Here is a 23,265-nt window from a genome sequence, read left to right as displayed (position 1 = left end):
CTTCGCGACCTACCTATAGGTGCCTAGATGAGGAGAGCGACGTGAAAGCACGGGTAAAATGGATAGATGGTCGCCAATTTGTAGCAGAGTCCGGCAGTGGGCACAGTGTCGTTATCGACGGCCCTCCTGACCACGGAGGCCGCAACACCGGCCCCCGCCCAATGGAAATGCTGTTGATGGGCATGGGCAGTTGTACCGCCTTTGATATCTTGAATATTCTTGATAAAGCCCGTGCCGATGTCACCGACTGTGTTGCGGAGCTTGACGCTGAGCGTGCCGATGAAGTGCCCGCTGTGTTTACCAAGATCCACGTGCACTTTGTGGTGACTGGCCGCAACTTAAAAGAAAAGCAGGTACAGCGGGCAGTTGAACTATCTGCAGAGAAGTACTGCAGCGCGTCTATCATGCTGGTACAAGGCGGCGTTGAGATAACCCACTCTTTTGAGATTGTCGACGCTTGAGCTACTCGGAGCGCCATCTTCCCTGTTTATTAAAAAAAATAGCGCGCCTGGATGCATACCATGCGCTTGGCGGGCATAATACGCTCGCTTGTTTTTACCCCTACTGCGTAGCAAACGGCCGCTTTGCAGAAAGCGACCACAGCATCACGGTGACAAGTTTTTATCGGTTCCGGCGCTGGCTCGTCGGGGTGTCTTCATCTGCCATAGGGAGGTTCGGACGTGTCAGATAATCTCCGACTCCACGGGTTTAATAACCTGACTAGCTCGTTGAGCTTTAACATTTACGACATCTGTTACGCCAAGACCGAAGAGCAGCGTGCGGCTTACATCGACTATATCGATGAGCTTTACAACGCCGAACGTTTGACGCAGATTCTAAAAGACGTCACCAATATTATCGGCGCTCATGTGCTCAATATTGCTCGTCAAGACTATGAGCCCCATGGGGCCAGCGTTACGATCCTGATCGCTGAGCACGAACTGGATGAATCCAATCCAGAGCAAACCGAACCAGGTCCTGGGCCGCTACCTGAAACAGTCGTGGCACATCTTGATAAAAGCCACGTGACGGTGCACAGCTACCCTGAGTCGCACCCTGATAACGGCATCAGCACCTTTCGATTAGACATTGACGTGTCTACCTGTGGCCACATCAGCCCGCTGAAGGCGCTGAACTACCTAATCCACAGTTTCGACTCTGACATTGTCACCATGGATTATCGGGTTCGCGGTTTTACCCGTGATGTCGATGGTAAAAAGCTGTTTATTGATCACGACATTACCTCGATTCAGGATTACTTGGCAGAAGATACCAAGCACGCCTACCAAATGATCGACGTGAACGTCTATCAAGAAAACATGTTCCACACCAAAATGCTGCTGAAAGACTTCGAACTTGATAACTATCTGTTCGGCACATCGCGTCGCGACATTACATTCGAAGAAGCACGGGACATTGAAAGCCGGCTGCGCAAAGAGATGCTAGAAATTTTCTACTCTCGAAATCTGGACTAACGCCTGCTTTCAACGTTAACGAAAAGCCGTTCTGCCACCCTAGCAGAACGGCTTTTTTTGTTTATCACTTCGCTAACGAATGCTACTAGTAAACGCCTGCCTCCCCTTCCGGGCGAGTTTTAAAGCGCCGATGAAGCCATAGGTACTGCTCAGGATGCTTGCGAATAGCCTGCTCGATAAATTCGTTGACCCTTGTTGCATCGGCCACTTCATCACCGCTTGGAAAGTTATCAAGCGCGGGCAAGCAAGTGATGGTATAGGTCTGGTTATCTGGGTTTCGGTGATACATCAGCGGCACTACCGGCGCGCCCGTTAAACGGGCAATTTTAGCCGTAAGGCGAATGGTCGCCGCTTGCTGACCAAATAATGGTGCAAATACGCTAACGTCGCGACCATAGTCCTGATCAGGGGAGTACCATACGGTTCGCCCAGCTTTGATGCGCCGCACCATGCCACGCAAATCATGCCGATCAATCGCTTGGCCGAAAACTTGCGAGCGAGCACGTGTCATAAATCGCTCAAACAAGGGATTATTATGCGGGCGATAAACCGCATCCGCGGAGAAAAACAGCGAATGCAGCGCACCGCCTAGATCCAACGTTGAGAAGTGCACCCCCACAATGAGCACACCTTTTCCCTGAGCTTGAGCGCGCGCTAAGTTTTCCTGACCATGGTAGGCCACACGGTGACGCAGACTCTCGGCATTACGGCACCAACCCGTAGCGGTCTCTACCAGCCCCATCCCATTGGCAATAAAAATCTCTTTTACCAGCCGGTGCTGCTCATCGGCACTTTTTTCAGGGAAACAGAGTGCAATATTTGTCTCAGTGATATGCCGCCGACGCTTTATGAAACGCCATGCTAACAAACCAATTACTTTCCCAACCCATAGTTTAAGCCGCCAGGGAAGCCAGGCAACAACATGCATTGCGCCTATCGCAAGCCAGGTTGGCCAGTAGCGAGGGTGTGCAAATGACCGCGGATAAGAGGTTTTAGACATACTGATAACCGTTTAAGCGAAGGCCCCATGATAGCGACGCGGCGCTCTTGGCAGCACTCCCGTTAATAAGGTATAGCTGATGGTATCGCAGTAGCGTGCTACCTCATCAATTGGCAACACAGCACCGTCGCTGGCGGCTCCCCACAGCACGACTTCGCTACCGATGGCAGCTCCCAGCACGTCGGTGACATCGACGGTTAGCATATCCATTGAAACCTTGCCAGCAATCGCACAGCGCTGACCATTCACCAACACAGGGGTACCGTCGATGGCGTGGCGATCATAGCCATCGCCATAACCTGCCGCGACGACGGCAATGATAGAGCGCCGCGATGCACGCCAACGGCCACCGTAACCAACGGGTTCGCCTACCTCGAGTTCACGAAGGGCAATAATTTCGGAGCGTAAACTCATCACTGGGCGCAACTGACGGGTGATCTCGTTGGCTTCTTCCAGCGGGTCACTGCCATACAGCATGACACCTGGGCGATTCCAGTCACCGTGGGCGTCCGGCCATGCCAATGTTGCTGGAGAGTTTGCTAAGCAAAGAGGCGCATCAAGCGCTTCCGCCAATGTCGTTAAAGCGGCCATTTGCTGATTAAAGTAGCTTCCCTCACGTGCATCTGCTGTCGCAAAGTGGCTCATCAAATGCAGCGCTGTCACCTGTGGTGCGTTAACCAACCGCTGCCAAACGTCAGGCGCTTCGTCTAGGGAAAAGCCTAAGCGATGCATACCTGAATCAACTTTCATCCACACAGGGATAGGCTGACGGGGTGAAAAAGCTAATAAGGCAGCCACCTGCCACTCACTGTGAACACTGATCCAGAAATTGTACTGGTCAACCAGCGCCAGCTCGTCAGCGGTAAAAATACCTTCAAGCAATACAATGGGTTTTTTAACCCCCCCTTCACGCAGGCTAATCGCTTCTTCTATACACGCGACAGCAAATGCGGGCACATCGGCTTCCAGGGCGCGCGCGCATTCAAGCGCACCATGACCATAAGCATCCGCTTTAATAACGGCTACCGAGCGACTTTGGGGCGCGCAGCGGCACGCTAGCTGATAGTTATGACGCAGCGCGTCTAAATCAATATGGGCCACTAAGGGGCGCATCACGTTTCTCACTTACACAGTCAATAGTTAACGGTTGATCAACCAAAGGGCGTCAGTTCTAAAAGCGTATTCCTAAAAGCACATTCTAAAAACGTACTACAAAAACGCATTATAAAAACAACGCACCGAGCGATTAACTCGGTGCGTTATGGTCTGCGTGACGCAATTGTTTACTGCGATTAACTCTCGAAAATAGCGTTGAGAGAAAGGCCCTGCTTTTCCAAAGAGCGGCGCAGTTTCTTGAGTGCTTCCACCTGAATTTGCCGAACACGCTCGCGGGTTAGACCAATTTCAGCGCCAACTTCCTCTAACGTGGCTGCTTCATGGCCTCGCAAACCAAAGCGGCGCACAACTACCTCACGCTGCTTATCGCTAAGCTCATCCAACCAGTGGTCTACATGTTCGCGCACATCGCCATCAACCAGACATGCTTCCGGCCCTAGCACTTCGTCATCAGTTAACGTGTCGATTAACGGCTTATCGCTTTCGCCCCCCATGGGGTAATCTACTGAAGAGACGCGTTCGTTGAGCCCAAGCATCTTCTTAACCGTTTCTACTGGTTTGTCGAGATGATCGGCGATCTCTTCTGCTGTGGCCTCATGGTCAAGCTTTTGGGTCAGCTCACGCGCTGCACGCAGGTAAATATTTAGCTCTTTAACCACGTGAATCGGCAAACGAATGGTGCGCGTTTGATTCATCAACGCACGCTCAATAGTTTGTCGAATCCACCAAGTGGCATAGGTAGAAAAGCGGAACCCCCGTTCAGGATCAAACTTTTCTACAGCCCGGATTAGCCCAAGGTTCCCCTCTTCAATCAAATCGAGCAGCGTTAGCCCGCGATTAAGATAGCGCCTGGCAATTTTAACAACCAGACGGAGGTTAGACTCGATCATCCTTGACCGTCCAAGCGGGTCGCCTTTACGCGCTAAACGGCCATAGTAGACTTCTTCTTCCGGCGTTAATAACGGCGAGAAACCAATTTCATTGAGATAGATTTGCGTCGCATCCAAGCTTTGAGTCGATTGACGCTCATCGCGGCCCAACGCTTTTTCAAAGGCGTCTTCCTCCGCGGTGACATCATCGGCACTATCCAGCGCTTCTTCAACAGCGTCCAGGTCAACCTCCTGTAAATCCTTCTCCAGCATACTCATGGTAGTATCCCCCGTTATTTCGCCTAACCGCCATTTAGAAAAGTAAAGGGTGGTCGCACTCCCTGTGCACTTGCACCATTATTGTTATATGACGCCCTACTCCAGCTATTCGGGTACCCCAAGCACATCAACTGAAAGGTTCGCTTGGCAATGGTTAACGAGACGGCAGATAGTCCAGCGGATTTTGAGGTTGTCCATCACGACGCACCTCAAAGTGCAATTTGACGCTGTCTGCATCGCTGTCACCCATAGAGGCAATAACTTCTCCCGCTTCAACGACATCATTTTCTTTAACGCTTAAGCTATCATTATGCGCGTAAGCACTTAGATACTGATCGTTGTGTTTAAGTAGTATTAAGTTACCGTAACCCCGTACGCCACTGCCTGCGTAGACCACTATTCCTGGGCCTGCCGCTTTAACAGGTTGCCCCTTTTGGCCTGCGATATCAATCCCGGCGGTAATTGAGCCACCCTGACCAAACTCCCCGGTCACCTGACCAGCCGTTGGCCATTGCCAGTTAACATTATCAACAGGCGTAAACGTGCGTGCGGAGCGGTCAACGCGTGCGGTTTGGCTCGGCTGTGCAGACTCAACTGGCGGCGCTTCCACTGCGGGTTCTGGCTCGGGTGCTGGTGGCGTTGGTTCAGGTTCGGGTTTTGGTTCTGGCTCAGGCTTCGGCTCTGGCTCTCTTGTGGGCTCTGGCTGAGCCACCTCAGGCGTTTCTACCTGGGGGGCGTCGACACTACCCGAACTCGCACTATCAGTCACTTGCTGCGCGGCTTCCACCGACGCTTGCTCAGCACGCTCCGCTCGCTCAGCCGTTAAACGCTGGTTACGCTCAATCGCACTTTCATCGGGTAGCAACCAGTCCAATTGCTGATCGTTGCTTGCCACGGAAGTCGCTTGAGGATTTAGCCCCGTTGCGACAGCGCCCGATGCAGGGCGCTCTGGGGCAGAGGAGCCTGCTGACTGATTAGTTGATGCTACCACCCCTTCCCGCAGCGCAATGGTTTGGCCTGGGTAAATTTGATAAGGCGCATCAATATTATTGATTTGCGCCAGTTGGCGGTAATCAAGATTATGCTGCCATGCGATACCATAAAGGGTATCGCCTGCCTTAACCGTATATTGTGGTGAGTCTGCTACCGCGCGGCGCGCCTCACTCAAATCACGCACTTGTGGGGTGTTTTGCTGCTGATTGGCGCAGCCGCTGACAGCCAACGCCAATACTGACATTATGAAAACCTTACGCATGAAAACCCTACTCCTTTTCAACGTCGCGCGCGTTTCCTATTGATCTATGCCCGGCATAGTGCACTGCGCGACGGTTTAATAACACCACCAATAGTGCGCCAACCACCATTAGTGCCACAACGCCTACCGCTTGTGCAGATGCACCAGACAGTACCGCATAGTCACTAGGCAACAGATAACGATGAGCCAACGGGATCATTTGTCCATCAGGGCCAAGCTGATAACGTAATAGCTCTTTCCACGGCCATAACACGGGTAACGAGCCAACAATAAAGCCTAACAAAAGCTGTAACGTAGAATCATGGTGGCGACGCAGGAGCCACGACAGTAGTCGCGAAAATAGCGCTAAACCAACAACACATCCCATGCCAAAGAGCATGATAATACCGATATCGAAGCTTCGAATAGCCCCTAAAATGGTGCCATAAAGTCCCATAGTAAGCAGTAAGAAACTACCAGACACTCCAGGCAACAGCATGGCGCTAATAGCAATACAGCCAGCTACCATAACTACCAGAGCTTCGTTACCGATAAGTAACACCAGCGGCATCATACCTGGCAGCGACTTAGCCAACAGCAGCCCCCCAACCATGGGTATTAGGTACCAAAACTTCCAACCTCGGCCCGCCTTGGCGACAACAAACCCCGATGCGGCCACCAAACCGAAGAAAAATCCCTCAATCAACAGCGGGTGCGCTTCCATTAGCCAAAGCGCTATATGAGCAACACTGAAAAGACTAACTGCGACGCCAAGCAACAGCGGCACTAAAAAGGTTAAATTCAAGTGCTGAGCAAGCGCTAGCCAGCCGCCACGACGCCATGCGGTAAAGGCACTGGGGCCAAACTGTTTGATGGTATTAATGAATTCCTCATAAATACCGGTAATAAATGCGATCGTCCCGCCTGAAACACCGGGCACCGCATCGGCCGCCCCCATTCCTGCGCCTTTTAAAAACAGCTCTACAAATCGACGCTTCAATCCACCACTCCTTGCAATAGGGGTACAAAGCGCACGGGTTCAAGCCGACGCTTTTCAAAGGCACTACCAATGCGTTTTATTTGGGTGAGCCATTGGCTGCCGTCAGGTTCTTCCAACGGAGCAATCAGCACACCGTCATGGCTAAGCTGCTCCAATAGAACTTCTGGCAGCGTTTGAGCACAAGCGGTTAACAGAATCACGTCAAAGGGCGCTGCTTCTTGCCATCCTTCACCACCATCAGCCACTGCCAGCGTCGCAGGCGCATCAAGCCGCCAAAGCCGCTCTGCGGCGCGCTGATGTAATGCATAAATGCGTTCGACCGAGTAAAGCATTGGCACCAGCCGGGACAGTATTAACGTTTGATAACCCGAGCCGGTTCCCACTTCAAGCACGCGCTTTGGATCAGCTCGCAGCACCAGCTCGGTCATACGGGCAACCGTTAGTGGTTGCGATAGTGTCTGACCAAAACCGATGGGCAGCGCGGTGTCTTCATACGCGCGATGAGCCAGCGCTTCATCAACGAACAAGTGCCTTGGCTCACCCGCCATAATATCGAGCACCCGCGCGTCTTGAATACCTTGCTGCTCAAGCCGCTCTACCATGCGATCCCGGGTGCGCTGAGAGGTCATGCCTCGTCCGCGCAGTTCGCTAGGCGAAAGCTCAGGCAAAAGCATCCAACCAGTCCTGCACGTCGCTGCGCGCGGGATGGCGCGTCAAGTCTGTTTGTAGCGGGGTAATTGATACATAACCCGCCTCGATAGCAGAAAAGTCGGTATCTTCACCATCGTCCGCATTGGCCGCAACGGGTGCTATCCAGAAGCGCGTACGACCACGTGGATCTTTTACTGGAACTGGTTTCTCTGCTGGTCCGCGATAGCCTAAGCGGGTCACTCTGACGCCTTTAATCTCTTCCCACGGAACATCTGGCACGTTGACATTCAAGAGTGTGCGAGGTGGCAGCGATAGCTGATCAGCAGCACCGATCAAACTGGCCGCTACTTTGGCTGCCGTCGTGAAATAGCGTTCACCACACAGCGACATTGCAATGGCGGTCATGCCCAAATTGCGCCCTTCCATGGCAGCCGCCACGGTGCCTGAATAGAGCACATCATCACCAAGATTACTGCCGTGATTAATCCCCGAAATCACCAAGTCAGGACGCTCATCCCAAACCCCGTTGACGCCCAAATAGACACAGTCGGCGGGCGTCCCGTCCACACTGTAAAAGCCGTTATCTAACGCGGTTAAAGAGAGCGGACGGGAGAGTGTCAGCGAGTTACTGGCGCCGCTGCGGTCTCGATCAGGAGCAACCACACGTAAATTCGCATGGGCGACTAGCGCATCATGAAGTGCCCGTAAGCCCGGCGCATGGACACCATCGTCATTGGAAAGCAGCAGTCGCCGCATCAGCGTCTCCTTTATAGATGCCTAGTAAAGATAACCGCACGCGGGGCGCATTAAGCAAAATCTGGATGAGCAATTAACTCACTCACCACCGCCGTCGCAAAACTTCCCCGTGGTAAGGAAAATGAGAGTACCACGGCATTAGGTAATGTCTCGATACTAGGCGAAATTAACCTTGCTCGCAGCGCCCGATGAGAGCGTTTCACACCGCTTTTCACCAACCCCTCGCACAGCATTGGATGACACGCCAACAGCCGTTTTTCGTAGTCTGCCACCTGATATTCGGCAAGTTCCCCGACACCCCACAGGGCACCGGTCGGATGGATATCAAGCGCTGCGGCACGACCGATCAAGTCGTCGTCCACTGAGTCAACGGTAAAGACACTGTGTGTGCCATCCAGCATGAGCATATCGCCCGCTAGAGGCTGGCACCACGAGCCATCCGCTAGGCGCTCACTCAACAGCTCGTTAAACAAGAAACTGCGCGCGGTAGAAAGCATCATTCCCTGGCGGTCATCCCGCTTGCGCCAACCTTTAGCTAAAAGGGCTTCTGCACGCTGTAAATTTCGTCCACCAGGCCCAAAACGCTGGGGACCAAAATAGTTAGGAACACCTTGGTGACAAAGCGCCTGCCAACGATCAAAGAAATGATTTTCCTCAAGCGCCTCACCGCTAAGCCGCAAAGTGAAGTGGTTTGTGCGATGGACACCGCGTTTGAGTTTTCGGGGGTGCCTCGCCTGCGCCAATACCGTAATACCCAATGCCGCTAATGAGGCGCTCAAATCACTTGGTGCCTCGCGGCCAGGCAAATGCACGCTTAACCATTGCCGGGTCACTGCAACACGATCCTTCATCCCGGAGTAGCCCACATCCCGAAGTGTTACACCACAAAGACGGCTGACGCTTTTTACCACATCTAACGTGGTTTGATGTCGCTTTTCAAGACGCAACCACAAATGCTCGCCATGATTTTCAGGCGTAAAATCCAGCTGCTCGTCGACAACAAAATCTTCTGGCTGAGCACGATAATGGCCTGGCCTGGGAGCACCGAACTCGGCATCTAAGCAGCGCTGCCAAGCGGGTAAGTTAAGCATTCAGCGCCTCTTGGTGCTCAATCAGCACCACTGCCTCAGCGGCGATACCTTCACCTCGTCCGGTAAATCCAAGCCGTTCGGTCGTCGTGGCCTTAACATTGACCTGCCCGAGGCTAATACCTAAATCTTCAGCGATGACAGCGCGCATTGTATCAATGTGCGGCGCCATTTTAGGCGCCTGTGCCATTAACGTGGCATCTAGATTAACCACAGAGAAACCCTCTGCGTGAACCAGTTGAACCACGTGACGCAATAAATGGCGGCTATCTGCACCAGCCCACGCTGGATCGGTATCGGGGAAGTGCCGCCCAATATCACCGAGCGCACAGGCACCCAGTAGTGCGTCACTGACAGCATGCAGCAACACATCGCCATCCGAGTGGGCAACAAAACCATGTTCGAAAGGCAGCTTTACGCCACCAATCATCAAATGGTCGCCAACGCCAAATCGGTGCACGTCAAATCCGTGTCCAATTCGCATTAACAACTCCTTTCAGATTCAGAGGATTGGGCGACTTGCGACGCCATGATGGCGGCAGCAAGGGCAAGGTCATCAGGATGGGTGATTTTGAGATTGTCGCGACGCCCACTAATCAGTTTGGGGGCTTGCCCAAGTGCTTCAACAGCCGAGGCCTCATCCGTTACCACACAATGGTTAGCGACAGCGTATTCAAGGGCACGGTGCAAAAGCGCATAGCGAAAACTTTGGGGTGTTAACGCATGCCATAGCCGCTCCCGGGGCTCTGTCACGGCACTTAGCTGTTCGGCATTGGCCCGCTTCATAGTGTCGGCAACCGGCATCGCCAAGAGCGCGCCGCTTGGGTGTTGCTGTGCGGCGTGATAAAGCGTTAGCAAATCAGACGATGTAATGCAGGGGCGCGCGACATCATGCACCATCACCATATCGTTTTCTTGCGCGTTAATAGCGTGCAGCGCATTTAAAACGCTATCCATTCGCTCAGCACCACCCGCCACTCGTTGCCACTGGGAAAAGGGTACCCATTCAGGATTGAACCAACGATCATCACTGTCCAGGCATAGCACAAGATGCGCAGCGGGGAAGGCTCTGTGCAGTCGGCTAAGTGTATGGGCAAGGATAGGCTTTTCACCCAGCGACAGGTACTGCTTAGGCTTATCAGCACCCATTCGCTTGCCTTGCCCTGCTGCGGGTACAATTAGCCACAGCGAATGACTCATTCGTTAGTGTCCTCGCTAGGCAAGCCTGGCTGGGTAACTAGCCCCGCATTGATGCCCACGAGCTCTGCTTCAATCGCCACACCAGGCACCCAAAAGAACTGTTCATCGCTACGCACCATGCCCATGTCGCTACGAGCACGTTCTTCAATCGCATCCAGGCCGGTTTTTAGATCGGTGACTTCAGCCGCTAACCGAGCGTTACGCTCTCGCATCGGCACATTGGCAGCCTCTTGAACGGCAACGCGCTCTTCGACCAGCTGTAAATCTTCCCAGCCACCATTACCTAGCCAGAGCTGGTATTGGAAAAACCCCAATACCGCAAGCAGCGCAACCGTTAGCCATTTATGCATCACCGCATTCCTTTGTTTAGGCCTAAACGAGGCGCATTATGCCATTAAGGGCTATTTCCAGCGAGTCACGCCTTACCTAAATGGTGTTTCATTTAAACGGTAATGCGTCGTTCGCCGCCTCACGATAGGCGCTGATATGGGCACCCTCTTCGTGGCAAAACTGGGCGACACCAGCCGCTAAACCAGGGTGAACAAGATAGTGCAACGAACGCACCCGCTCGGGAGCAAAACCGCGCACCAGCTTATGCTCCCCCTGGGTGCCGGGGTCAAACAAAGAGAGCCCTTTTTCCAGACAAAATTCAATGCCTTGGTAGTAGCAGACTTCGAAATGAAGACAGTCAGCAACCACCTCGCTCCCCCAATAACGGCCATACAATGTGTTCTCGCCACGAAAATAGAGGGCGGCGGCGACGGGCTGGTCATTCAACAGCGCCTGAACCAAAACAAGCGCCTCAGGCATCGCATGGCGCAAATGCTCAAAAAACGCGTCATTTAAGTAAGGAGGACGTCCCCGCTCATGATACGTGATCGTGTAACAGCGGAAAAAGTGGGCCATTGCTTCCTGAGAAATGGCCTCGCCCTCTAAACACCGTAACGTAAAGCCTTGCTCGGCGACCAAACGACGCTCACGCTTAATCATTTTGCGGCGTTTTGACGTAAGGCTAGCTAGAAAACCATTAAAATCACCAAATCCGCGATCCCGCCACTGGAACTGAACGCCTTCTCGAGCAATTAGCTCGGGAAACTGGCGCTGCCAAGCATCCACTTCATCATCCTGCGCAAACAGGAGGTGCCAACTCGATAGCGCTTGCTCTTCGCAATGGGCTTGCCATGTCGTTGCTAATAACCCGCGTACATCATCGCCGTTGGCGTCATCGGCGATTAAAGTACGCGTACCTGGAACCGGGGTGAACGGAATGGCACTTAATGCCTTAGGGTAATAATGGCCGCCTGCACGCTCCAGCGCATCGGCCCACCCCCAATCAAACACATACTCACCGTAGGAGTGGTGTTTGCGATACATGGGCAATGCGCCCACTAAGCGGCTATCTTGCCATACGCAGAGGTGGCAAGGCTCCCATCCGGTAGCCTCGCAGACAGAGCCACTGCTCTCTAACGCATGCAAGAACGCATGTCGCAGGAAAGGCTGCTCGTTACTGACTAGTGCGTCCCATTGGGCGGCGTCTACGGCGTCGATAGTGGGTAGCATAATGCATGACAGTGAGCGCGAAAGCATGATGCCTCCCGTGGCATATCGGTAAAATAGTGAATGAGTGACCTTACCACCAACTAGGCTGTCAGTGCCTTTGTTGAAGCTGTCATTTCTGTTCGGAGTGCGGTATTCAAGTAGCAGTGACAACCGTCTATTGTTATTAAGAATTGACCCAGGAGCCGCCATGAAACGTGATTTAACGCGCCTGTTGCACGCTCAGCGTCATGCGGCTGGCCAAGCGCCCTTCCCCTCACTAAGTACACGACGAGAGCGTTTAGCCCGCCTTGCACGAATGACCAAGCATCACCAGCGGGACATTATCCACGCCATTCAAACTGACTTCGGCAAACGCAGCGGGACAGAAATACGCCTAGCGGAAATTAGCGCGGTGCTGCAAGCCACTCGTCATACTCGGCGACACCTCTGGCACTGGATGCGTCCATACGCTGCCAACATGCCGTGGCGCTTGTGGCCCGCCCGCGCCCGCATTGCTCCTCAGCCACTTGGCGTGGTCGGCGTTATGTCGCCTTGGAACTACCCGTGGAGCTTAGCACTGATGCCTGCTATCGATGCTTTCGCAGCGGGCAATAGCGTCATGATTAAGCCAAGTGAATATGCCCCTAATACCAGCGCCCTTCTGGCCAAGCTGGTACCGCAGTACTTTACCGATGAAGAACTGTGCGTTGTGGAAGGCGGCCCCGAGATAGCAAAAGCGTTTAGCGCACTACCCTTTGATCACTTGGTTTTCACCGGCTCCACGCAGGTGGGCCGCCAAGTCGCGCTTGCCGCTGCCGAGCAGTTAACCCCAGTGACGCTTGAACTGGGTGGTAAATCACCCGCCATCGTGGCGAGTGACGCGAACCTAGATCGTGCCGCCGCATCAATTATTTTCGGCAAGGGGATGAACGCTGGTCAGACCTGCATTGCACCAGATTATGTACTGGTGGAAAGCCGCCACCTGGAAGCACTTATCCAGGCACTTAGCCGAGCTATCGAACAGCAGCGCCCAAGTGATAAAGAGTCCACTGGCTTTGTCAGCCCGAACCACCAGCAACGCAGTGAACGGCTGATAGCGCAAGCAAGAGATCACGGCTGTCGAATCATTGATGTCGGGCATCATGCACCAGCACTCGTTATCGATCCAACCCAAAACCTCGAGCTGATGCGTGAGGAAATTTTTGGCCGTGCGTTACCGCTTATCAGCGTTAAAAGCATCGACGACGCGATTGCCTTTGTTAATGCCCGGCCTCACCCATTGGCACTCTATGCCTTCACTGACAATAAATCGCTGCAAACAACCTTGCGTCACGCCACTCGCTCTGGCGCGCTGGTATTTAACGAAACACTGCTCCATCACGCAGTTCCATCGTTGCCCTTTGGTGGCGTTGGGGAAAGCGGTACGGGGGCTTATCACGGTCGCCACGGTTTTGAACGATTCAGTCATTTACGGGGCATTTTTTATCAATCAAAGCGAGCCACAAGTTCACTGATAAGGCCGCCCTATAAACGCTGGCTATTAAAATTACTGAGGATTGGCTAAAGCTTATCAATTAATACCCGATAATTATTACTATTCGCCAATTAATTATCTAGTTGAGCGCACTTTTTTGAACGAACTATTTTTTTGGACGCACAATGCAAGCCGCAGATTTTCCTGAGAATGAATACCAGCGCTTGGCGGCATTGCATGCTCTCCAGGTACTTGATACACCCGCTGATAAAGCGTTTGACCGAATCACTCAGCTTGCTTGCGACCTCTTTGACTTACCTATTGCGCTAGTTTCTCTCGTTGATGCTGAACGACAGTGGTTTAAATCCCACCAAGGACTGGCTGCCAGTGAAACCTGCCGAGACCTATCGTTTTGTGCCCACGCGGTGGCGCTTAACGACATTCTGGTCATCGAAGATACACTTGAAGATCTGCGCTTTGCGGACAACCCTCTGGTCACGGGGTCGCCGCACATTCGCTTTTATGCCGGGCAGCCACTTCAGCTGGCCGATGACCTGCCCGTGGGTACGCTGTGTTTAATTGATCGTCAGCCGCGCTCGTTTAGCCAGCGTGACCGAGCCATCCTAAAAAGCTTAGCGGGGCAAGTAGAAGAGCTGCTTCGCCAACATCAAATACGTAGAGCCTTGGCTCAAACCACGCGTCGCTACGAGGCACTGTTTAACGAAAGTGCCACTGGCATCGTTCGTATTGACCGCTCTGGTAGCGTGTTGAGCATCAACCCCTTTGCGCTAACAATGCTGGGCTACCAACAACATGAAGTGGTCGGTAACAATGTGGCGATGTTTACGCCTGAAACGATCAGTGCCCACCATGACAGCTTTCTTGCCAATTTTTTGGCGGGCAGCGAACCCAAGGTTATCGGCCGAGGCCGAGAAGTAGAGGCGCTCCATAAAGACGGTCATTTGATACCCGTCCACCTTGCTGTCAACGCCATCCATAATGAGCAAGGAGATGTTGCTGAGTTTTTGGGCATTTTGACCAATTTAACCGAGGTTTATAACGCCACCCAGCGAATTCATAAAGAGCAAAGCCTGCTTAAAGTGCTCCACCAAGGCATCACGGACTATCAGGCACTAATGTCGGTTGAGCAGCTGTGGACGTTTTTAATGGAAGCGCTGCGAGAGCTCACCGACAGTGATTACGCCCTTATTGGAGAAGTGCTGCCAACCGACACCACCAATGCACTCAAAATACACGCTATCACCGACCTCTCATGGAGCCATGAGTCCAGGCATCTGATGGAACGTCTACGCAGCGGTGATATGACGCTTACCAACCCTAATTCACTTTTAGGGCGCGTCTTTGCCCATGGCGATGTCATTATGACTAACGACATTTATCGCCATACTAAGCGTGGTGGTTTCCCACCAGGTCACCCACGTTTAGATAACTATTTAGGCGTGCCGATTTTCAGCGGTGACAGCCTTATTGGTATGTTTGCCATCGCGAACAGTAAACAGCCATTAAACCAGACCCTTTTAGACTGGCTTCAGCCTTTTACTGACACCTGTGCGCTGCTCATTAACCTCTATCGCCAAATGGCCGAGCGCGAACAAGTCACCTGCGATTTGGCAACCGCTCGGGATCAAGCAGAACAAGCCAACAAGGCGAAAAGTGAGTTTCTCTCTTCAATGAGCCACGAGTTGCGCACGCCGCTTAATGCGATTATCGGCTTTGCTCAGCTGCTGGCAAAAGGCCGACGTGATCCACTGAGTGAAAAGCAGCAGCGCCAGGTGGGGCAAATCGAGAAAAGCGGTCAACACCTGTTAAGCCTGATTAATGAAGTGCTGGATTTAGCAAAAATCGAAGCGGGCTACATGACGCTTTCATTAGAGCCTATGCTAATCGAAAACGTATTAGACGATGCCTGCACAACGCTGGAAGCCAACATTGGAGCGGCCAATATCACCCTAACGCGTGATTCATTATCGCCAGCCTGCATGGTGATGGCAGATTACACGCGGGTAAAACAAATACTGCTCAATTTGCTTTCTAATGCGATTAAATACAATCGAGAAAACGGCACAATCCACGTAAATATTGAGCCGATGGGTAACGAACTAAAAGTGAGCGTTATCGACTCTGGGCATGGCATTGCGCCAGAACGCCAGCAAGAGCTTTTTGAACCGTTTAACCGCTTGGATGCAGAGCACGGCCCGATCGAAGGAACAGGTATTGGCTTAGCCATTACGCGTGAACTGGTAGAACGAATGAAGGGGCAACTCGGTGTTGATAGCCAGCCGAGCAAAGGTTCTACCTTTTGGTTTACGCTACCCATTACCGAGCACCTTGGCGAGCACGAACCACCGCCGCTGAGCAGTACCATTGACACCTCCGGAGATTCTCAGCGCGCATTTAGTCTGCTTTATATTGAAGATAATCCTGCTAACCAGCGGCTTATGGAAGATATCATTGACGATTTTTCTGCTGTACAGCTGCGCGTCGTGGCGAGCGCAGAACTCGGCTTGGAAATCATGCGCCACTCGCTGCCTGATCTCGTCTTAATGGATATCCATCTACCCGGAATGAATGGCTTTCAAGCGCTCGACATTATGCAGAACGACCCAATGCTAAAGCAGATCGATGTCATTGCGCTGTCTGCCAATGCGATGGAACGTGACTTACATTATGGACTGGCGGCAGGGTTTGCGGACTATCTTACAAAACCTATTGATATCGATAAATTGACCGCATCACTTAATCGATTTATCACTATTGCACCAAGGACGGCGCCATGAGCCTGACCCATAAACACCTCCTCGTGGTGGATGACAACAGCATCAACGTAGAGCTGTTATTAGACCTGCTGGACGACCATGGCTTTGAAAATGCGCATGGCCTAAGCGACCCGCGCCAAGTACTGGCGCATTGCAAGCAAACGTTGCCAGACCTGATACTGCTTGATATTCGCATGCCTTACATGGATGGGTACGCGGTTATCAACCAGTTGCAAACACAGTTTGGTCATCACACCCCACCGATCATCATACTCACCGCACAGATTGATGATGAAACACGTCACCGTTCGCTTAGCATGGGCGTACGTGACTTCGTCACGAAACCGTTCAAACATGATGAGGTGTTACAGCGCATCCGTAATACGTTAAGCGTTGAGCACCGCTACCAAGTCCGCAATCAACAGGCAGACACGCTCGAGCGCATGGTGGCAAAGCGCACCAAAGAGTTAGATCGCCAGTCTCGTACCGACCCCATCACCCAATTGGCGAATCGCCGCGCACTCACTCAAATGCTTCGTGAAGCAGCATTGCGAGGCACGGGAACAGGGCTTCTCTTCATTGCCCTGGATCACTTAGACGACGTCATTAAGCTGCATGGCTATGGCGTCGCTGATAAATTGATGGTTCATATCAGCCGTCAGCTTTCGGCTAAACTCAGTCAGCAATGCCAAATAGGTTTGTGGGGAGGTAGCGAGATACTGGTCATTACCGCTCACGCCGATCTCGAAGCGTTACGGCACTCCGCTGCGCAGCTATTGAGTTGTTTCGATCAAGACCAGGCACTGGGTGACCTGCTACTGCCCCTGAATGCGCGTATTGGCATTAGCTGGGCGAATGCCCATTTCGAAATTGAACGCCTTGTGCATATGGCTGCCTTGGCGTTGCCGCAAAACGGCACGCTGCGCGTTCAATGCTACAACGAAACCTTAGAAGCGCAACAACGCCAACGACTGAACCTTCAGCAAGCTATCCGCGGCGCGACCGAGCGCGGAGAGATGTCCCTGGCATTTCAACCTAAAGTGTCTCTGGCAACACAGCGTGTCATCGGGGCTGAAGCTCTTTTACGCTGGCACCATCCTGAATTAGGCCATATTTCCCCTGGGGACTTTATTCCCCTCGCAGAAGCAAGTGGTGATATCCTCTCTATTGGTGAGTGGGTGCTTGAAAAAGCAATGCAGCATATTGTCGAATGGCGACTAAAAGGCTTGTTGGATGATCACTTCCACATTGCGGTAAACGTTGCAGCCCGCCAGTTGGCGCGCAAAGACTTTGCTCAAACGCTGCTTTCCAAGCTGGCTGAGTACGAGATCCCTGCACGTTTTTTCGCGTTGGAAGTTACCGAGTCAGGCTTATTAAGCGATATGCACAACGCACGCACGCAACTGGCTCAACTTGCTGAGGTGAACATTGCCGTCGCGATTGACGATTTTGGCACTGGGCACTCTTCGCTTGCTTATGTTAAAACGCTGCCTTTCTCCACCCTGAAAATAGATCGTGCCTTCGTTATGGATCTAGAGCACGACGCGGTAGATCGTCATTTAGCTCTTACGATTACCCAGCTTGCCCATGCCGTTGGGTGCGACGTAGTGGCAGAAGGTATTGAAACACTTGCCCAGGCGGACTACTTACGTTCTATTGGCTGTGAAGCGGCGCAGGGGTATTACTATGCCCGTCCGCTAACCGCCGACGCTTTTTTTACGTGGTGCAACGAATGGGCACCCAACGCTCAAAAAAATATTGCCATGGAGTCTGTTGATGGCGCATGACCTGCTTGACCGCTTACGCGAACGCTTAGAAGAACTAAACCGCTCAGAACGCAAAGTTGCCAATGTCATCCTGGAGGATCCAGCGGTAGCCACCAGTCTGAGCATTGCAAGTCTTGCTCAAGCGGCCAGCGTCAGTGAGCCTACGGTCAATCGGTTCTGCCGTAACTTCGGTGCCAAAGGCTACCCGGATTTTAAAATCAAACTTGCTCAAAGCTTGGCGGGCGGCACGCCCTATGTCACGCGGGCTGTCGAGCCGGGCGATAGCGCTTCGCAATACACCCAGAAAATCTTTGGCGCGACGATTGCCGCCTTAGATGAAGCACAGCGGGAAGTTGATATGGCCGCTGTGGAGCGCATGGTTGATTATCTCACCCAGGCGAAACAGATCCATTTCTTTGGCTTAGGCGCCTCAGGTGCCGTCGCCCAGGACGCCCAGCACAAGTTTTTCCGTTTCAACTTGCCCGTCATGGCCTATGTGGATGTGCTGATGCAGCGTATGGTGGCCGCCGCCTGTCATACGGGAGATGTGGTGGTGATTATCTCGTACACAGGCCGCACCAGAGAATTGGTCGATATCGCACGCGTTGCTCGCGAAGCAGGCGCCGTGGTGTTGGGTATTACCGCTCCGAATTCCCCGCTTTCGTTGGAATGTACCGCGACTCTCGAAGTGGCCACCCCCGAGGACACCGACCACTATATGCCCATGACCTCGCGGATGATTCAATTAACGCTGATTGATGCCCTAGCCACTGGGGTTACCCTGAGGCGCGGCGAAGACTTCTTACCGCACCTAAAGAAAATCAAAGATAGCCTGCGCGATACCCGCTTTCCCGTGGAAAAGGCAGGTAAGTAATCAACATATGACTTAGCTGCTGACGGCAGTGGTAACCGTAATTTCTACTTTTAACTCATCAGCAGGCAGCGGCGCGCATACACAGGTGCGTGCCGGTGCATAGCCTTCAGGTACCCACGCATCCCACACTTCATTCATGGCGGCAAAATCATTGCCGTCTTTGAGATAAATCGTCGCGCTCAATAACTGTTCGCGGCTAGAACCAATCTCTTTTAACAGCGCATCAACCCGCGCCAGCATACTTTCGGTTTGCGCTTTAATGCCTTCATGGCGGGCCTCGGGGCCAGTTACCTGGCCACACAAATAGGCCACGCCTTGATGAATAACGGCACGGCTCATACGGGCTTTTGTATCATGACGCTGAATTGTCACGGTTCAATCTCCTAAGTAAGACAAAAAAAGCAGTGTAAACCGCCATTGACTCGTTGCCTATGCCTTCTTAATCAAGCGTTCTCCGTGGGCACAGGGCGATGCTCGAAAACTCGCCGCAAAACAAAGCTGGTGTGGGCGCCAGTAACCCCTTCAATACGGTTGATTACGTGCAGCAAAAGGTGCTGATAGTCGTCCATATCACGTACCAGTATCTTGAGCTGAAAATCCGCCGCTTGGCCGGTGATAATCAAACACTCAATCACGTTAGGAATTTTACGAATATGGCGTTCGAAGTTATCAAACCGCTCAGGGGTATGTTGATCCATGGAAATATGCAGCAGCACCATCAGTTGATAGCCTAACTGTCGTGCATCAACATCGGCCCGGTATTGAGTAATTAACCCGTGCTCTTCTAGCGCACGCACTCGGCGCAAGCAGGGGGATGGGGAAAGCCCTATACGCTCGGCTAACTCCTGATTACTAATCCGTCCCTCCTGCTGTAACACATTCAGAATATGGCGATCAAAACGATCAAGCTCAAGCGGCACGACTGGCATAACAAGCAGCTCCTACCAATAAAAACAAAATAATCGATATTTACTGCCAATTATTAGCGATATAACCACACTTTCGCAATAACCTTTCGCCTAACTTCAAGTAAACTGTATTGACTGTCACAAGCAGCCCCTACACGGTGCCTTACCCAGGCACCTGTTAACGCGGCTTACGCCACAAGCGGCCGCCCAAATAATTCACCGCCCTCAGGAAACTCACCATGTCTGCTTTTAATCATCGCAAATACCGCCCTGCTCCGCGTGTTCCCGCATTCAACCGCCAATGGCCTGACCGCGACCTAACTCAAGCGCCCATTTGGCTAAGTGAAGACCTACGCGATGGCAATCAGGCGCTATTAGAGCCGATGACGGTGGAGCAAAAGCAGCGCTTTTGGCACCAAATTATTAAAGTAGGCATTAAAGAAGTGATGGTGGGCTTTCCCTCGGCTAGCCAACCAGACTACGACTTTGTCCGCTGGCTAATTGAAGAAGACCAAATTCCAGACGATGTCACTATTGCGGTACTCGTTCAGTGCCGTGAACACTTAATCGAGAAAACCTTTGCATCGCTGGTGGGCGTCAAGCGCGCCATTATTCACCTTTATAACTCCACCTCTACCATCCAGCGCGAGCGGGTGTTTGAGATGGACCGTGACGGCATTACCGATATTGCTGTGCAAGGCGCTACCTGGGTGAAGACCTATGCTGCCCAGCACCCAGATGCTGATTGGCGTTTCCAATATTCACCGGAAAGCTTTTCTAGCACTGAAATCGATTTTTCACTGGCCATCTGCGAGGCCGTGATGGATGTTTGGCAGCCAACACCAGACAACAAATGCATCCTCAACTTGCCCACCACGGTAGAAGTTGCGGGGCCGCACCATCATGCTGACCAGATTGAATACTTTTGCCAGCACATTAGCCGTCGCGACAGCGTGATTATATCGGTACACACCCACAACGACCGCGGTGGCGCCGTTGCTTCAGCGGAGTTGGCATTGTTAGCGGGAGCCGACCGTGTCGAAGGCACGCTACTGGGTAACGGCGAGCGTACCGGCAATATGGATATTGTTACCCTGGCGATGAACCTATACAGCCAGGGTATTGATCCGAAGCTGGATCTTTCCAACCCGGACGAGATCGTTCAGGTGGTGCATGAGTGTACCGGTATCACTATGCACCCGCGCCACCCCTGGGTCGGCGAGATGGTGTATACCGCGTTTTCTGGCAGCCACCAGGATGCTATTCGTAAATCACTCAAGCATCAAAAGCCCGACGAGCCGTGGCAAGTGGCCTACTTACCCATTGACCCACATGATATTGGCCGCGACTACCAAGCCGTTATCCGGGTGAATAGCCAGTCTGGCAAAGGCGGCATGGCCTTTTTGTTGGAGCGAGACTACGGCATTAATTTACCGCGTTGGATGATGCTGGCACTTGCTCCTTACGTACAACAAGAGAGCGAGCGCCGTAACGGCGAGCTTTCCAGTGAAATTATTCGCCAAGTAATGTTTGATAATTTCACTCAGAATGCGCCACTGGCATTGGCCGATTACCGGCTATCTAAAGGGCAGTACGAGGGAATAGAAATAACCCTTTGGCAAGGCTCTGAAACACTGCGCCTGTCAGGTACCGGCAACGGCGCCATGTCATCCTTCACTGATGCTTGGAAGAAGCATTCGGGCAGCAACGTCGCAATTATTGACTACAGCGAGCATTCACTTGGCGGTGACAGTGAAGCCAACGCGATTGCCTTTGTGCAGCTGAATATTGATGGGCAACGACTTTGTGCCGTGGCCGAAGATAGTGACACCGTTAGCGCATCGCTGAAGGCGCTGCTGTCAGGCATTAATATGGCGCAGGCCACCAAGCAGCATCAGCAGGAAGCCACTGCTATTGAGGTCTAAGCGCTCACTCAGCACACTCGATACATTTCAGCACTAACGGGTCCCAGGTGAGGCGTTTGGCACCAATCCATTCGCCACACTCAATGCATTCGCCAAAGTTCTGCTGTTCAATACGCTGCAAGGCGCCGCTAATACGCTTAAGCGACATTTGGCGGCGCTGCTCTTCTGCCTTTGCCATTGCTTGGCCCTGCAGCGCATCCATACGTGACAGACGCCCCACCGACGTTTGGTCAAGCACCACCGTCTCTCTTGAAGACGCGCTTTCAATGCTTTCTTTTCGCAAAGAAACCTCTAGCGCCAACAGCTTTTGGCGTATCGCGGCGATGTCTACCTCAGGGTGATTCATCTGCCTCTCCTAATGACTTCAGCGCAGAATTAGCACCGGCAAATGGGCATTGCGTAACATGGCGGTCGTCGTGCTGCCAACCAGCAAGTGACGAATACGCGAATGGCCATAGGCACCCATGACCAACAAATCGATGCCGTGCTCTTGCTTGTAAGCGCGCAACGTTTCTTCCACTTCACCAGCGCGTATTGCTCCTTCAGCGTGGTGGCCAGCAGACTCAAGAACATCGATTGCCCACTCAAGCTGTGATCGGTTTTCTGCCGTCTCAGCGCCCACGATCACGACATGGCAGGCAGCACCTTCAAAGAGCGGGCTTTTGGCCAGCATCTCAACGCCTTTGCGGGCCGTTTTGCTTCCATCAAACGCCATCATCACGTTTTTAGGTTGCGTAAACTGCTTAGGCACCATCAATAGAGGGCGATGCATCTCGCGCACGACGCGTTCAAGATTGGAGCCTAGATGGCCGCTAGCTTGATGCGCGGTTTCGCCACGCTTGCCTAACACCAGTAAGCGCATCTCTTTTTCGTTTTCAACCAAGGTTTCTACCAGCGTACCGTTACGCTGAAGGCAGAGTGGATCCGTAATACCGGCTTTCATTGCGCGTACTTTTGCCGCATCGAGCATATAACGCCCCTGCTCACGGGCAACTTTCGCGCGCTGTTCTTCAATATCAGATAGCTTTTCTAGCAAATGCTCTCGAGTCCCTAAGCCTAAATTCCCGGTTAGATCAGGCTCTGTCACCTGAGAGTGGTTATCCAGGGTATGAATAAAGCTTAATGGCGCATCAAGTGCCTTGGCGGCCCAGACAGCATAATCACAGATACTTTCCGAATACTGAGATCCATCAATAGCGGCGAACACGCGATCAGACATAAAAGCGACTCCTTGAGCGGGTGCGTTAAGATTTTTATTATTCTCACTCTTTTTTACACGAACTTATTGACCAGCGACACCTTAACGCGTTCTTTCCGTTCATCCCTATCGTTAT

Annotated in this window: 23 protein-coding genes; 7 read left to right on the top strand and 16 right to left on the bottom strand. The window is 52.5% G+C overall.

All coding sequences use genetic code 11. From position 1 onward, the window contains the following. Positions 1-41: 41 nt before the first annotated feature. Both L1X57_RS10010 and speD read left to right on the top strand, forming a co-directional pair. The gene (locus L1X57_RS10010; RefSeq protein ID WP_009721420.1) at positions 42-461 is read left to right on the top strand and encodes an OsmC family protein; all 420 of its coding nucleotides are present in this window, start codon (positions 42-44) and stop codon (positions 459-461) included. Positions 462-680: 219 nt separating this feature from the next. Continuing rightward, positions 681-1,475: an adenosylmethionine decarboxylase gene (gene speD, locus L1X57_RS10005; RefSeq protein ID WP_009721419.1), complete on the top strand. Its 795-nt coding sequence runs from the start codon at positions 681-683 to the stop codon at positions 1,473-1,475. Positions 1,476-1,560: 85 nt separating this feature from the next. Here the strand turns inward: speD and lpxL are convergent, their stop codons facing one another. From lpxL to L1X57_RS09945, 12 genes are all read right to left on the bottom strand, one after another. After that, positions 1,561-2,475, bottom strand: coding sequence for an LpxL/LpxP family Kdo(2)-lipid IV(A) lauroyl/palmitoleoyl acyltransferase (gene lpxL / locus L1X57_RS10000; RefSeq protein WP_009721418.1), 915 nt, complete (start codon positions 2,473-2,475; stop codon positions 1,561-1,563). Positions 2,476-2,487: 12 nt separating this feature from the next. Then, a complete protein-coding gene (alr, locus tag L1X57_RS09995; protein ID WP_009721417.1) occupies positions 2,488-3,588 on the bottom strand; it encodes an alanine racemase in 1,101 nt (366 codons plus the stop codon). 179 nt (positions 3,589-3,767) lie between these two features. Continuing rightward, on the bottom strand, positions 3,768-4,739 hold the full coding sequence (gene rpoS / locus L1X57_RS09990) for an RNA polymerase sigma factor RpoS (RefSeq protein WP_009721416.1): 972 nt from the start codon (positions 4,737-4,739) through the stop codon (positions 3,768-3,770). Between the two features lie 154 nt (positions 4,740-4,893). Next, complete coding sequence (locus L1X57_RS09985; protein ID WP_009721415.1) at positions 4,894-5,994, bottom strand: peptidoglycan DD-metalloendopeptidase family protein; 1,101 nt, start codon at positions 5,992-5,994, stop codon at positions 4,894-4,896. 7 nt (positions 5,995-6,001) lie between these two features. Continuing rightward, positions 6,002-6,973 (bottom strand): DUF368 domain-containing protein, encoded by a 972-nt coding sequence (locus L1X57_RS09980; protein ID WP_009721414.1) that lies wholly within the window; start codon positions 6,971-6,973, stop codon positions 6,002-6,004. Then, positions 6,970-7,647 (bottom strand): protein-L-isoaspartate(D-aspartate) O-methyltransferase, encoded by a 678-nt coding sequence (locus tag L1X57_RS09975; protein WP_009721413.1) that lies wholly within the window; start codon positions 7,645-7,647, stop codon positions 6,970-6,972. Before L1X57_RS09975 ends, L1X57_RS09980 begins: the two co-directional genes overlap by 4 nt. Beyond that, positions 7,634-8,380, bottom strand: a complete 747-nt coding sequence (gene surE / locus L1X57_RS09970; RefSeq protein ID WP_009721412.1) for a 5'/3'-nucleotidase SurE — start codon at positions 8,378-8,380, stop codon at positions 7,634-7,636. Before surE ends, L1X57_RS09975 begins: the two co-directional genes overlap by 14 nt. A gap of 50 nt (positions 8,381-8,430) precedes the next feature. After that, complete coding sequence (truD, locus tag L1X57_RS09965) at positions 8,431-9,471, bottom strand: tRNA pseudouridine(13) synthase TruD (protein WP_009721411.1); 1,041 nt, start codon at positions 9,469-9,471, stop codon at positions 8,431-8,433. Further along, positions 9,464-9,952 carry a 2-C-methyl-D-erythritol 2,4-cyclodiphosphate synthase gene (gene ispF / locus L1X57_RS09960; protein ID WP_009721410.1) on the bottom strand — a complete coding sequence of 163 codons (489 nt, stop codon included), beginning with the start codon at positions 9,950-9,952 and terminating at the stop codon, positions 9,464-9,466. Before ispF ends, truD begins: the two co-directional genes overlap by 8 nt. Further along, a complete protein-coding gene (gene ispD / locus L1X57_RS09955; RefSeq protein WP_009721409.1) occupies positions 9,952-10,668 on the bottom strand; it encodes a 2-C-methyl-D-erythritol 4-phosphate cytidylyltransferase in 717 nt (238 codons plus the stop codon). The genes ispF and ispD overlap by 1 nt, the downstream gene beginning before the upstream one ends. Next, positions 10,665-11,018 carry a cell division protein FtsB gene (gene ftsB, locus L1X57_RS09950; RefSeq protein WP_009721408.1) on the bottom strand — a complete coding sequence of 118 codons (354 nt, stop codon included), beginning with the start codon at positions 11,016-11,018 and terminating at the stop codon, positions 10,665-10,667. The genes ispD and ftsB overlap by 4 nt, the downstream gene beginning before the upstream one ends. An 88-nt stretch (positions 11,019-11,106) precedes the next feature. Next, positions 11,107-12,255, bottom strand: coding sequence for a GNAT family N-acetyltransferase (locus L1X57_RS09945; RefSeq protein ID WP_009721407.1), 1,149 nt, complete (start codon positions 12,253-12,255; stop codon positions 11,107-11,109). Between the two features lie 160 nt (positions 12,256-12,415). Between L1X57_RS09945 and L1X57_RS09940 the strand changes: the two genes are divergently transcribed. From L1X57_RS09940 to L1X57_RS09925, 4 genes are all read left to right on the top strand, one after another. Beyond that, positions 12,416-13,771: an aldehyde dehydrogenase family protein gene (locus L1X57_RS09940; RefSeq protein ID WP_009721406.1), complete on the top strand. Its 1,356-nt coding sequence runs from the start codon at positions 12,416-12,418 to the stop codon at positions 13,769-13,771. Between the two features lie 95 nt (positions 13,772-13,866). Then, on the top strand, positions 13,867-16,479 hold the full coding sequence (locus L1X57_RS09935; RefSeq protein ID WP_009721405.1) for an ATP-binding protein: 2,613 nt from the start codon (positions 13,867-13,869) through the stop codon (positions 16,477-16,479). Further along, positions 16,476-18,245, top strand: a complete 1,770-nt coding sequence (locus L1X57_RS09930; RefSeq protein ID WP_009721404.1) for an EAL domain-containing response regulator — start codon at positions 16,476-16,478, stop codon at positions 18,243-18,245. Before L1X57_RS09935 ends, L1X57_RS09930 begins: the two co-directional genes overlap by 4 nt. Next, on the top strand, positions 18,235-19,098 hold the full coding sequence (locus L1X57_RS09925) for a MurR/RpiR family transcriptional regulator (protein WP_009721403.1): 864 nt from the start codon (positions 18,235-18,237) through the stop codon (positions 19,096-19,098). The genes L1X57_RS09930 and L1X57_RS09925 overlap by 11 nt, the downstream gene beginning before the upstream one ends. Before the next feature lie 12 nt (positions 19,099-19,110). On the opposite strand, the gene L1X57_RS09920 is transcribed toward L1X57_RS09925, so the two are convergent. Both L1X57_RS09920 and L1X57_RS09915 read right to left on the bottom strand, forming a co-directional pair. Continuing rightward, complete coding sequence (locus tag L1X57_RS09920; RefSeq protein ID WP_009721402.1) at positions 19,111-19,470, bottom strand: RidA family protein; 360 nt, start codon at positions 19,468-19,470, stop codon at positions 19,111-19,113. Positions 19,471-19,541: 71 nt separating this feature from the next. After that, positions 19,542-20,027, bottom strand: coding sequence for an Lrp/AsnC family transcriptional regulator (locus L1X57_RS09915; protein ID WP_009721401.1), 486 nt, complete (start codon positions 20,025-20,027; stop codon positions 19,542-19,544). Between the two features lie 218 nt (positions 20,028-20,245). On the opposite strand from L1X57_RS09915, the gene L1X57_RS09910 reads away from it, so the two are divergent. Beyond that, positions 20,246-21,931: a 2-isopropylmalate synthase gene (locus L1X57_RS09910; protein WP_009721400.1), complete on the top strand. Its 1,686-nt coding sequence runs from the start codon at positions 20,246-20,248 to the stop codon at positions 21,929-21,931. Positions 21,932-21,935: 4 nt separating this feature from the next. On the opposite strand, the gene L1X57_RS09905 is transcribed toward L1X57_RS09910, so the two are convergent. After that, complete coding sequence (locus L1X57_RS09905) at positions 21,936-22,277, bottom strand: TraR/DksA family transcriptional regulator (protein ID WP_009721399.1); 342 nt, start codon at positions 22,275-22,277, stop codon at positions 21,936-21,938. Between the two features lie 18 nt (positions 22,278-22,295). Then, positions 22,296-23,150 carry a universal stress protein gene (locus L1X57_RS09900; RefSeq protein WP_009721398.1) on the bottom strand — a complete coding sequence of 285 codons (855 nt, stop codon included), beginning with the start codon at positions 23,148-23,150 and terminating at the stop codon, positions 22,296-22,298. Between the last annotated feature and the right edge of the window lie 115 nt (positions 23,151-23,265).

The organism is Halomonas sp. TD01 (genome assembly GCF_923868895.1).
In the GTDB taxonomy this organism is placed as follows: Bacteria; Pseudomonadota; Gammaproteobacteria; order Pseudomonadales; family Halomonadaceae; genus Vreelandella.
Note: the sequence above shows the minus strand (reverse complement) of the source record. Positions and strands in the feature narration are given on the sequence as shown.